The 12,241-nt window shown below is 71.6% G+C and carries 8 protein-coding genes; 6 read left to right on the top strand and 2 right to left on the bottom strand.

Annotation, left to right across the window (positions count from 1 at the left end; translation table 11 throughout):
- Window position 1: 1 nt before the first annotated feature.
- From COUCH_RS28735 to COUCH_RS28725, 3 genes are read left to right on the top strand one after another with little or no spacing between them, the layout of a single operon-like run.
- Entirely contained in the window at window positions 2-1,318 is a 1,317-nt protein-coding gene (locus COUCH_RS28735; protein ID WP_249608345.1) for an ABC transporter substrate-binding protein, read from the top strand.
- Window positions 1,315-2,193 carry a carbohydrate ABC transporter permease gene (locus COUCH_RS28730; protein ID WP_249608344.1) on the top strand — a complete coding sequence of 293 codons (879 nt, stop codon included), beginning with the start codon at window positions 1,315-1,317 and terminating at the stop codon, window positions 2,191-2,193. The genes COUCH_RS28735 and COUCH_RS28730 overlap by 4 nt, the downstream gene beginning before the upstream one ends.
- Before the next feature lie 12 nt (window positions 2,194-2,205).
- Window positions 2,206-3,108, top strand: coding sequence for a carbohydrate ABC transporter permease (locus COUCH_RS28725; protein ID WP_249608343.1), 903 nt, complete (start codon window positions 2,206-2,208; stop codon window positions 3,106-3,108).
- A gap of 70 nt (window positions 3,109-3,178) precedes the next feature.
- Here the strand turns inward: COUCH_RS28725 and COUCH_RS28720 are convergent, their stop codons facing one another.
- Both COUCH_RS28720 and COUCH_RS28715 read right to left on the bottom strand, forming a co-directional pair.
- Window positions 3,179-3,457 (bottom strand): STAS domain-containing protein, encoded by a 279-nt coding sequence (locus COUCH_RS28720; protein WP_249608342.1) that lies wholly within the window; start codon window positions 3,455-3,457, stop codon window positions 3,179-3,181.
- On the bottom strand, window positions 3,454-3,864 hold the full coding sequence (locus COUCH_RS28715) for an ATP-binding protein (RefSeq protein WP_249608341.1): 411 nt from the start codon (window positions 3,862-3,864) through the stop codon (window positions 3,454-3,456). The genes COUCH_RS28720 and COUCH_RS28715 overlap by 4 nt, the downstream gene beginning before the upstream one ends.
- A gap of 181 nt (window positions 3,865-4,045) precedes the next feature.
- Here COUCH_RS28715 and COUCH_RS28710 point away from each other — a divergent pair, with 181 nt between their 5' ends.
- The 3 genes from COUCH_RS28710 (at window position 4,046) to COUCH_RS28700 (ending at window position 12,235) form a co-directional block, all read left to right on the top strand.
- Window positions 4,046-7,066 (top strand): hybrid sensor histidine kinase/response regulator, encoded by a 3,021-nt coding sequence (locus tag COUCH_RS28710; RefSeq protein ID WP_249608340.1) that lies wholly within the window; start codon window positions 4,046-4,048, stop codon window positions 7,064-7,066.
- Window positions 7,067-7,316: 250 nt separating this feature from the next.
- On the top strand, window positions 7,317-8,318 hold the full coding sequence (locus COUCH_RS28705; protein ID WP_249608339.1) for a multicopper oxidase domain-containing protein: 1,002 nt from the start codon (window positions 7,317-7,319) through the stop codon (window positions 8,316-8,318).
- A complete protein-coding gene (locus COUCH_RS28700) occupies window positions 8,315-12,235 on the top strand; it encodes a ThuA domain-containing protein (RefSeq protein WP_249608338.1) in 3,921 nt (1,306 codons plus the stop codon). Before COUCH_RS28705 ends, COUCH_RS28700 begins: the two co-directional genes overlap by 4 nt.
- Window positions 12,236-12,241: the final 6 nt, after the last annotated feature.

Raw genomic sequence — 12,241 nt, 5'->3', positions numbered from 1 at the left:
GATGGCCCTCCGGCGCCGCGATCTGCTGCGGATCCCCGCGCTCGCCGGAGCGGCCGCCGCGCTGGGGGCGTGCGACGGCGGCATCCTGGACGAGCCCGACGTCACCCGGGCCGGGTTCGGGGAGAACACCTCCGGCACGGTGGCCATGTGGTGCCGCGCGGCCACCGTCGCGGGCGTGCAGGTGGTCGTGGACCGTTTCCACAGGGCACAGAACCGGCTGCGCATCGACCTGACCCCGGTGCCCGACGCGCAGTACGTCACCAAGCTCGCCACCGCGATCCGCGGGCGCCGGGTGCCGGACCTGGTCGACGTCGACGACATCAACTCGATGCTGTTCATCTACCGCGACGCGTTCACCGACCTCACCCCGCTCGTGGCGGCGCTGCCGTACCGTGACGCGCTCAGCCCCGGCCACCTGAACCTCGCCACGCGCGGCGGCCGCCGGTACGGAATGCCGTACCTCGCGGACAACTCGGTGCTCTGGTTCAACACCGACCTGCTGCGCCGCGCGGGCGTCGACCCGGCGTCGGCGGTGACGAGCCTGGACGGCCTGCTGGAGGCCGCCCGCCGGGTCCGCGCGCTGGGCGGCGACGTGTACGGCTGGTCCATCGCCGGCAACTCCGCGGGCATCCTCGGGTTCGTGGTGCAGCCGCACGTCTGGGCCACCGGCGCGGACCAGATCACCGGCACGGTCGGCAGCCAGCGCGGCGGCATCGCGGGCAACGCGGCGCTGCGCCGCACGCTCGAGTTCTACCGGTCCCTCTGGGAGGAGGACCTGATGAGCCGCAACGCGTTCGCCGACACGGGCACCGCCTGGGGCGCCGACTTCCGCGCCGGTCAGGTCGGCTTCATCCCGTCGAACTACTCGGCGGTCGTGCTCTCCGCCGACGAGCGGTCCCGGGCGCGTACGGGGGTGGCGCTGCTGTGCGGCCCGGACGGCGGTACGGCGTTCTTCGACGGCGGCGACAACCTGTGCATCCCGCGTGGCGCCAGGAACGCCTCGGGCGCCTGGGAGTTCGCGAAGTTCGCCCTCGACGTGCCGCAGCAGCAGATCCTGCCGGACGGCGGCTACACGCCGGTCCGCTCCGACGCGGCGACGCCCGCCTTCCGCAGGAAGTACCCGCTGGCCACCGCGCCGCTGGACCATCTCGAGCGCGGGTACGCCCCGGTGACGCTCGCGTACAACCTGCTCTTCAACCAGGCGGACAGCCCGTTCATCGGCATGTTCCGCCGTGCGGTCTTCGACGGCGACCTCGAGGGCGCGCTGGCGGAGGGCCAGCGCGGCTTCGACCGGATCCTGCGGCAGGCGCAGCTATGAGGAACGGATCGCTGACCCATCCCTCGCGTACGGGCGTCGCGCTGGTCACGCCGGCCCTGCTGTTCGTCGCCGTGTTCGTGTTGGCGCCGCTGGTCTTCGCGGTCTACATCTCGCTGACGAACTGGCCGCTGATCGGCGACTACCGGTTCATCGGGCTCGACAACTACGCGGCGATCACCGGCGACACGGCGTTCTGGCGGTCGGTGCTCTACACGCTGCTCTACACGGCGCTCGTGACGCTGCCGATCCTCGTGGTGGGCTACCTGATGGCGGTGCTCGTACGGGCCGGCCGCCCCGGTTCCACGCTGCTGCGGACGGTGTTCTTCCTGCCGTACGTGATCGGGTTGAGCACGCTGAGCTTCCTCACCGTGCTGGAGGCGCAGCCGGACAGCGGCGGCATCAACGTGCTGCTACGGCGGCTCGGCATCGCCGACGGCAGCACCGCCTGGCTGGCCGACGGTCCACTGGCCACCGGCCTGATCGTGGTGCTGGTGATCTGGGGCGTCTCCGGTCTGACGATGGTGCTGGTGCTCGCCGGCATGCAGCAGATACCGGTGGAGCTCTACGAGTCGTCCGAGCTCGACGGCGCGTCGTGGTGGGACCGGGAACGCCGGATCACCATCCCGATGCTGCGCCGCACGATCGCGATGAGCCTGATCCTGTCGGTGATCGGGTCGTTCCTGGCGTTCACCCAGTTCTTCATCCTCACCCAGGGCGGGCCCGGCAGCGCCACCACGCCGATCGTGCTCGCGATCTACCAGCGGGCCTTCGTCCAGCTGCAGGTCGGCTCGGCGACCGCCCTGTCCGTCGTGCTGATCCTCGTGGTCGGCGTGATCAGCGCCGCGCAGTTCTGGCTGCTGCGCGAGCGCGACTGAGAGGGGAGCGGCATGGTCACCATCCGGCAGGCGCGACCCACGGCCGTGCGGGGCGTGCGGGCGGCGGTGCACGGCCCGGGGGAGCACGGGCACATCAAGATCATTCTGTACGTCGTGGCGGCGGCGCTGTCCCTCGTCGTGTTCGTCGTGCCGCTGCTCTGGGCGCTCATGCGCTCGTTGCAGCCGAACGACACCATCACCGCCGCACCGCAGGCCTCGACGTTCTTCCGGCTCACCTGGGACAACTTCCGCGGCATCGCCGCGGACGGGCACATCCCCCGCGCCGTCGGCAACAGCCTGGTCGTCTCGCTGGGCACCGCGCTGCTGACAACCGTGCTGGCGACCGCCGCGGGGTACGGCTTCGGCCGGTTCTCCTTCCGCGGCTCGGGCGTGGCGTTCGCCCTGATCATCCTCACCCTCATGGTGCCGTTCCAGGCGATCCTGACGCCGCTGTTCCTGCAGCTCAACGCGATGCGGCTGACCGACAGCCGGCTCGGGCTCGTGCTGTTCTACTCGACGGTCAACCTGCCGTTCGGGGTGTTCGTCATGCGGACCGCGTTCGCCGCCGTACCGGCCGCGCTGGAGGACGCCGCGCGCATCGACGGGGCGGGCCCGGGCCGCACGCTGACCCACGTGCTGCGCCCGCTGATCGTGCCCGGCATGGCCACCACCGCGCTGTACGCCTTCCTCGCGGCGTGGACGGAGTTCCTGGGCGCGCTGACCTTCCTCACCCGGCAGGACCTCTACACGCTGCCGGTGTCACTGGTGAACCTGCAGCAGGGCGCGTACGGCCAGATCAACTACGGCTTCCTGTCGGCGGGCGCGGTCCTGGCGATGATCCCGTGCGTGCTGCTCTTCGTCGCGCTGCAGCGTTTCTATGTGGCCGGACTGTCCGCGGGCGCGGTGAAGGGCTGACCGTCACGCGCGGGACGGGCCCGGCCGAGCGGTGAGACTGCCCGGCGGCGGCGCGGGCAGGGGCGACCGGTCACGCGCCGGTGAGCAGCGGCAGGACGCCGGTGATCTCCAGGGCGCGCCGGGTGATCCGTTGCGGGTTGGTGACCCGCAGCGTCGTCCCGCCGGCGCCCGCGAGGGTGTGGGCGTCCACCAGCGCGTTGATCCCGGAGGAGTCGCAGAACGTCACGCCGGTCAGGTCCAGCACGATCGCGTCGGGCCGCCCGGCGAGCGTCGTGCGGACCTGCTCGAGCAGGGCGGGCGCGGTGGCGAGGTCGAGCTCGCCGGTCACCTCGACCTGGACGGCGCTCATCGCTGCGATCCCGTCGGCTGCTCGTGCACGGGGCACGGGGCGAGGTCGGCCCAGACCTGCTTGCCGCCCTGGTGGTCGCGGACGCCCCAGCACACGGCCATGGCCTCGATCAGGGCGATCCCGCGCCCGCCGCGCTCGTCGGGCTCGCGCCGGCGCGGGACCACCGACGAGCCGTCGGCGACGAGCACGGTGACGCGTTCGTCGTGCGACTCGATGCGTACCTCCACGCAGCCGCCGCCGTGGTTGACGGCGTTGGTGACCAGCTCGCTGATCACCACGGCCGCCGTGTCCAGCCAGAGGTCGTCCCGGTAACCCCAGCCCGCCAGGACCGCGGTCGCCGCGTGGCGTGCGGCCCGGGGCGCGTTCCTGCCCAGGGGCACGTCGAAACGGGCCGTCAAAGCGCTCATGATCCGTCGGTCTTTCTCCCCGCCGCCGGTAGTGCGGTGCCTGTGGTACCCGAGCCGCACCGGCCCGCAAACCCGGGCACCGGGTGCCATTCTCGCCCGTCCACGATGCATCCGTGTAGTCGGCCGATCCGGGGGGAACAAAAGGACAATAATCAGCTTGAATCTGGCATATGGGGGGCGGATGGCGACACTGGCGGTCACCGCGCTGTACGCGATGATCTTCTTCTGGGTGTCCGGCACCTACCTGCGCCGGCCGGATCCCCTGCTGCGTGACGTCATGCTGATCTTCGCCTCGGTCGCGAGTTACTTCGCCCTCAGCGCGATCCGCCTTGTCGCCGAGCCGCCGGACGTGGTGCGCGGCCTGGTCGCCGCGGTGGTGCTGGCTCAGCCGTTCCTGTCGTTGCGCCTCGTGAGCCGCGTACGCGTGGTCCCGCGCTGGAGCCTGTACGGCGCAGCCGCGGCCTGGGCGGCGAGCGCGGTGCTCCTGGTGACGCTGAAGGTGCCGCTGCCCAGCCGCTTCGGCCTGTCGATCGCCGCGGCGGCCTTCGTGGTGGAGGCGGCCGCGGCCGTGCTGCTCGCCGCCGAGGCGCGTCGCCGCGGGGGCGCGGCCCGGATGCGGCTCGCGTGCGCCGCGATCGGCACGGGCCTGTTCGGTGTGGTGATCATGACCGCCCGCGAGGGCCAGGCCGTGTTCCAGGTGGCGCTGGTGGTCGCCGTCATCTCCGCGATGATGTACTTCCTGGCGTTCCTGCCGCCCCGCTACCTGCGCCGCGTGTGGTCCTGGGGGGCCGCGTACGCCCTGATCCGGCGGATGCTCGCCGCCCCGGCCGGCGGGACCGCCGAGTGGATCTGGCGCGAGTACTGCCGTGCCGCCCGGGAGTCGCTCGGCCTCGACGGGGTCATGGTGCTGGTCCGCGAGCCGGACGGCACGGTGAAACCGGTCTGTGACCCCGCCGCCGCGCCGGCCGGGGAGCCCTACGGCGAGGAGGACCTGCGGCTGCTGCTGGCACGGACCGGCATGGTCGACGCGCTCGCGGGCTGGAGCGATCCGCCGCGGATCGCCGTCGACATGGCTCGGGTGACCCGTACCCGCTACGTCTGCGCCACCGCGCTCGCGGGCCCGGGCGGGGCGTTGCTGTTGCTCCATCGGCACCGCACGCTGTTCACCGACGACGACATGGCGCTCGTCTCGAAGCTGGCCGGTCAGGCGGCGGCGCTCGCTGACCGGGCGGACGTGCTGGCCGAGCGCGAGCGGCTGGCGGTGATCGTCGAGGCGTCCGACGACGCGATCATCAGCAAGGCCATGGACGGCACCATCGCCAGCTGGAACACCGGGGCACGCCGGGTGTTCGGGTACGAGACCGCGGAGGTGCTCGGCCGGCCCAGCGCCCTGCTGTTCGCTCCCGGCGAGGAGGGCGTGGCGGCCGACGTGCTGGCCCGGGTGACCCGCGGCGAGCGGGTGGACCAGCTCGAGGTGCAGGGCCGCCGCAAGGACGGCAGTACGGTCCCGGTCTCGTTCACCTCGTCGCCGATCACCGACGCCGCCGGGCGGCCCGTCGGGATCGCGTGCGTGGCCCGGGACATCGGACAACGGCAGCGTGCCGAGGCCATGTTCCGCGAACTGCTCGAGGGCGCCCCGGATGCGATCCTCGGCGTGGGCGAGGACGGCCGCATCGTGCTGCTCAACGCCGAGGCGGAGCGGATGTTCGGGTACCGGCGCGAGGAGCTGCTCGGGCAGTCGATCGAGGTGCTGGTGCCGGCCGGCGTCCGGCCGAGGCACTCGCACCTGCGTGACGACTACTTCGCCGACCCGCAGCGGCGCCCCATGGCCGCCGGTATGGCCCTGAAGGCCGTGCGCAAGGACGGCGATGAATTCCCCGTCGAGATCAGCCTGTCCGCGCTGCGCACCGATCAAGGTTTGATCGTCTCGGCATCGGTACGGGACGTCACCGTGCGGGTCCAGGAGCAGGCCGAGCGGGAGCGGCTCGCCGCCCAGACGGAGCGCGACGCCGTGGACCGCCGGCTGCAGCACACCCGCCGGCTGGAGAGCCTCGGGCAGCTGGCCGGCGGCGTGGCGCACGACTTCAACAACATCCTGGCCGTCATCGCGAGCTACACCGAGCTGCTCACCGAGACGCTGGCGGAGGCGCAGCCCGATCCCGCGGACCTGGCCGCCGCACGCAAGGACCTGACGCAGATCGGCCGGGCCACCGAGCGCGCCACCCGGCTGACCAAGCAGCTGCTCGCCTTCGGCCGCCGGGAGATCACCCAGGCGCAGGTGCTCAGCGTGAACCACGTCGTCGGCGACGTGGACCAGCTGCTGCGCCGTACCCTCGGCGAGCACATCCACCTCATCACCCACCTCGACCGCGACCTGTGGCCGGTGTGCGCGGACCCGGGCCAGATCGAGCAGGTGCTGGTCAACCTCGCCGTGAACGCCCGCGACGCGATGCCCGCGGGCGGCACGCTGTCGATCGACACCGGCAACACCCATCTCGACGAGGACGACGTCGCCGAGTGCCCGGACGTCCCCGCCGGCCGGTACGTGCGCGTCCGGGTCAGCGACACCGGCGTGGGCATGCCGCCGGAGGTCACCGAGCGCGCCTTCGAGCCGTTCTTCACGACCAAGCCCCAGGGCGCGGGGACGGGGCTCGGCCTGGCCACCGTGTACGGCATCGCGGCGTCGGCGGGCGGGCACGTCCGCCTGCACTCGGAGCCGGGCATCGGCACCACGGTCACGCTCGTGCTGCCGGCCACGGATGCCGCCGTACCGGTGCCCGAGGAGGCCGAGGCGAGCGAGGCCGCCCCGAGCCCGGGGACGCCCCAGGAGACCATCCTGCTGGTCGAGGACGAGGACGCGCTGCGGGAGGCGACCGGCCGCGCACTGAGCCGGGCCGGATACCGGGTGCTGGCCGCCTCCGGGGGCGCCGCGGCGCTGCGCCTCGCCGAGGACCACCAGGGGCCGATCCACCTGCTGCTGACCGACGTCATGATGCCGGTGATGATGGGCAACGAGGTGGCCGCCCGGGTGCAGCGGATCCGCCCGGACCTCGCCGTGCTCTACATGTCGGGCTACGCCCAGCCGGTGCTCACCGAGAACGGGACGCTGCCCGAGGGCGTCGTCATCATCGAGAAGCCCTTCACCCGGCAGGCCCTGCTGGATCAGGTCCGCGCCCGGCTTCTCCAAGCATCAGACCTTTAACGGGTGGCCGGCCCCCGCGGCGGCGCGGTGAGCTGCGAAATGTCCACGTAACACGGTCAGTGCGCCTTGTCCCGGGTGATCACTTTAGACATCGATACCTTTACTTCTGTCGATGGACTGCATAGGTTGCTCTCATCCGACGAAAGTCGCGGTATCCGTCGACCGAACGATGTGGCGGATTGCGCCGCCGCGGTCCTGCGCTGGGCGCGGCTGCTCCTCCTTTTTCTGTGCCGATCGGGATGGAGATCGCATGGACGACAACGTTGTCGGTGCTGCCCGGAGGGCGCTGTCGCGGCGTTCCCTGATGGCCGCCGGCGCCCTGGGGGTCGCGGTCCCGGCCGTCGTCGCGGGCGCGTCGCTGACGGACCGCCCCGCGAACGCTGCCTCGGGGGTCACGCGGAAGGTGACCATCTACGCGGAGGCACTGCCGGGCGGGCTCTTCGGCTACGGGCCGGCACCCGGGCAGGCGAGCGTCCCGGGGCCGATCCTGGAGATGTGGGAGGGGGACACCCTCGAGGTCACCCTGGTCAACCGTACGGACCAGCGGCTGTCGATCCATCCGCACGGCGTCGACTACAGCGTCGACTCCGACGGCAGCCCGCTCAACGCGTCCTTCAACAACCCCGGTGAGACCCGTACGTACGTGTGGCGCTCGCGGGAGATGGTGGCCACCGAGGGCCGGCGCTTCCTGCCGGGCAGCGCGGGTTACTGGCACTACCACGACCACGCCATGGGCACCGACCACGGCACCGGCGGCGTCGCCAAGGGGCTGTACGGCGCGCTGATCGTGCGCCGCCGCGGTGACCTGCTGCCGGAGAAACAGTTCGTCGTCGTGTTCAACGACATGATGATCAACAATCGGATGGCGCCGGACACCCCGATGTTCGAGGCGAATCTCGGCCAGCGCGTGGAATGGATCGCTATCGGCCACGGCGGCACCTTCCACACGTTCCATCTGCACGCGCACCGATGGGCCGACAACCGCACCGGAATGCTCGAGGGGCCGGCCGACCCGAGCCTGGTCATCGACAACAAGGACCTGAACCCGGGCAGTTCCTTCGGTTTCCAGGTGCTCGCCGGGGAGGGCGTCGGACCCGGCGCCTGGATGTACCACTGCCACGTGCAATTCCATTCCGACGGCGGAATGGCCGGCATCTTCCTCGTCCGCAACGCCGACGGCAGCATGCCGCCCGGCGCCGAGGAGGCCATCCACCGTTTCCAGGGCCACGTGCACAAGGGGGACATGGGATGAGACACCGAATCGGTCTCGCCGTCACGGCGGTGACGGCCCTGCTCGTGAGCACACCCACCGTGGTGGCGTCCGCCGCCCCGGCCGCCGTGGCCGCACCCGCGCCCGCACTGCCGGTGCTGGTGTTCCACGGGCCGGCGGCCCAGCAGCAGGACCCGGTCGCCCGGGCCGTCCAGACCGTCAAGGACCTCGGCGCGGCCGACGGCATCGCGGTCACCGAGTCCACCGACCCGGCCGTGTTCACGCCGGCCGGGCTGGCCCCGTACCGCGCGGTGGTCTTCCTGTCCGCCGACGGCATCACGCTCAACCGCGGGCAGGAGGGTGCGCTGCAGGCGTACGTCCGCGCCGGCGGCGGTTTCCTCGCGGTCGCCGACGCCGCCCGCGCCCAGCTCGACTCCACGTGGTTCACCGGGCTGATCGGCACCCGGCCCGCCGGCGCCATCCCGGTCGCCGAGCCCGTCGCCAAGGTGACCGCCAGCGGCGAGAACCCGCCGAACGAGACCAAGGAGAAGCTCACCGACGGCGACGCGAACACCAAGTGGCTCACGCGTACGCCCACCGGCTGGGTCACGTACGAGCTGAGCAAGCCCACCACCGTCACGGCGTACGCGCTCACCTCGGCCAACGACTCGTCCGGCCGCGATCCGAAGGACTGGACGCTGCAGGGCTCCGCCGACGGTACGACGTGGACGGACCTGGACCGGCGCACCGGCCAGACGTTCACCGACCGTTACCAGACCCGGCGCTTCGACGTGGCCACGCCGGCCGCGTTCGCCCTCTACCGGCTGACCGTCACCGCGAACTCCGGTGAGCCGCTCACCCAGCTCGCCGACCTGCGGCTGTTCACCGGCGCCACCACCGCGCCCCAGCCGCCCGCGGTCGACGAGGCCGTCGTCGACGTGCTCGACCGGCAGCACCCGGCCACGAAGTCGCTGCCCATGACGGTCAAGCGGGCCGACCGCTGGACCAACTGGGACCCGAACCCGGTCGGCACGGTGCACACGCTCGCCCAGGTCGAGGAGCGCTTCTACGACCCGGGCCCGGGCGGCAACGGCCCGTTCCACCCGGTTTCCTGGTGCCGCGACTATGACGGCGGCCGCTCCTTCTACACCGGCATGGGTCACACCGAGGGCAGCTACGCCGAGACCGCGTTCCGCAGCCACCTGACCGGCGCGCTGCGCTGGACCACGGGCATCCAGCGGGGCGACTGCCAGGCCACGATCGCCGCCAACTACAAGGTCGAGCGGCTGACCGGGGCCAACAAGACCGGTGAGCTGGACCAGATCGGCGAGCCGCACGGCCTCACGATCGCCGGTGACGGCACGGTCTTCTACGTCGGCAAGGCGGCCTGTCCGAGCGGGCCGATCGTCGACTGGGCCGACCCGAAGGTGGGGCTGGGCTGCGGCACGATCCACTCGTACGACCCGGCCACGAAGAAGCCGAAGCTGCTGATCACGCTGCCGGTGATGGGCAACCGTGGCAGCGGCTCCGAGCTGGTGAAGAACGAGGAGGGCCTGCTCGGCATCGTGCCCGACCCGGCGTTCGCGCAGAACGGCTGGCTCTACGTCTACTGGATGCCGCACGAGTCGATCGACCGGGAGAACCGCATCGGCCGGCGCACGATCTCGCGGCTGACGTACGACCGCGCGACCGGCACGATCGACCCGGCCAGCCGCAAGGACCTGATGTCCTTCCCGGTGCAGATCCACAGCTGCTGCCACGCCGGCGGTGGCATGGCCTTCGACGACAAGGGCAACCTGTACGTCGGCTCGGGCGACAACAACTCCTCCGAGGGCTCGAGCGGCTACTCGGGCAACAACTGGACGGCCGAGTACAAGGGCGTCTCGTTCCAGGACGCGCGCCGCACGTCGGGCAACACCAACGACCTCGCCGGCAAGATCATCCGGATCCACCCGGAGGCCGACGGCACGTACACGATCCCGGCGGGCAACCTGTTCCCGCCGGGCACCGAGAAGGCGCGTCCCGAGATCTACGTGATGGGCGTGCGGAACATCGCCCGGCTCCAGATCGACCCCGTGCACAAGTGGCTGACGGCCGGCTGGGTCGGCCCGGACGCCTCGGCGCCGAGCCCGGAGCTGGGCCCGGCCAAGTACGAGACCGCCACGATCATCACCTCGGCCGGAAACCAGGGGTGGCCGTACTGCATGGGCAACCGGCAGCCCTACCGGGACCGCAGCAACACCGACGCGACCGTCCTCACCGGCTGGTACGACTGCGACAACCTGAAGAACACCTCGCCGCGCAACACCGGGCTGACCGACATCCCGCCCGCGCGCGACAACATGATCTGGTACTCGCCGGGCGGCGGCGGGCCGGTGTTCCCGGCCCGCGCGGACGGCAGCGGGGTGCCCACGTACAACGCCGCGGACGCCGTCTACACCCAGCCGTACCTGCGCGGCGGCGGCCAGGCGATCATGTCCGGGCCGACGTACCACCGGGAGCTCGTGAACACCGCGAGCGGCGTGGCGTGGCCGGCGTACTGGGACGACAAGTGGTTCATCGGCGACGAGTCGAACGCCGCCAACCGGGTGGCCGTCACCGTCGACCCGGCCGGGGTGCCGCGGCAGGCGCCGCCGCTGTTCGGCGAGTCGCTGCGGGCGATCATCCCGAGCGGTAACGGCGACACCCGGCTGCAGAGCTGGATGGACGCGAAGTTCGGTCCGGACGGTGCCCTGTACCTGCTCGACTACGGCGGCGGCTTCTTCAGCCTGCACCCCAACCAGAAGCTCATCCGGATCACGTACCAGGGCGGTCCGGCGACCCCCGCGCCGGCGGCGTCGTCCGTGGCGGTGCAGAACAAGCCGCTGACCATCGCGTTCACCGGCTCCCGCTCCGGCGGCGTGTCGTACCGGTGGGAGTTCGGCGACGGCGGCACCTCCACCGAGGCGAATCCGCGGCACGTGTACGCCCGGACCGGCACGTACACCGCGAAGCTGACCGTCACCTACGCCGACGGCGAGACGGCCACGACGCAGACGACCGTCACCGTGGGCTGCGCGGTGCCCGACGACCGCGCCACCGTGTGGATCGAGGGCGTCGACACCGGCGTACCGAACAAGGCGGCCGGCGGCGGCTGCACGATCAACGACCTGATCGACGACGAGAGCACGTGGCCCGACCACGACAGCTTCGTCCGGCACGTCACCACGGTGGCGAACACCCTGCAGCGCGACGGCGTCATCACCGGTCGCGAGGCCGGCACGCTGACCCGCGCGGCGGCCGCCTCGGACGTGGGCCGGCCCGGGCACAAGGGCTACGAGCCGATCTTCGACGGCACCGCCGAGTCCCTGCTGGACTGGCAACAGGCGCCGTCGGGCCAGTTCACCATCCAGCCGGACGGCTCGCTGCGCTCCGGCGGCGGGCTCGGCATGCTCTGGTACGCCAAGCAGCAGTACGGCGACTTCTCGGTCAAGCTGCAGTTCCGTGACATCGCACCGGGGACCGCCCGCGCCAACAGCGGCGTCTTCACCCGCTTCCCGGACCCGCGTACGCCCGTGGAGCAGCGTCCGGCGTGCGGCACGGTCGGGTCGGCGCGCACCTCACAGGCCTGGGTCGCGATCTACTGCGGGCACGAGGTGCAGATCTACGACGGTGACACGGGCGAGCCGCAGAAGACCGGATCCATCTACAACTTCGACCCCGTACCGCTGACCGACGCCCGGCCCACGCCGAAGAACGTGTGGAACGACTACGAGATCCGGGTCGTCGGCCAGCACTACACGATCGTCCGCAACGGCGTGGTGATCAACGAGTTCGACAACACCCCCGGCAAGCAGTCGTCGCGCGACGGTGACCCGCCGACGGACCAGCGGCAGTTCGCCACCGGCTTCCTCGGCCTGCAGAACCACAGCGACACCGACCTCATGGAGTTCCGCGACATCCGGGTGCGCACGCTCTGACCCGTG

Origin of the sequence: Couchioplanes caeruleus (assembly GCF_023499255.1) — a bacterium.
Lineage (GTDB): Bacteria > Actinomycetota > Actinomycetes > Mycobacteriales > Micromonosporaceae > Actinoplanes > Actinoplanes caeruleus_A.
The sequence above is the reverse complement of the archived record's forward strand: the minus strand, read 5'-3'. Positions and strand labels throughout refer to the sequence as shown.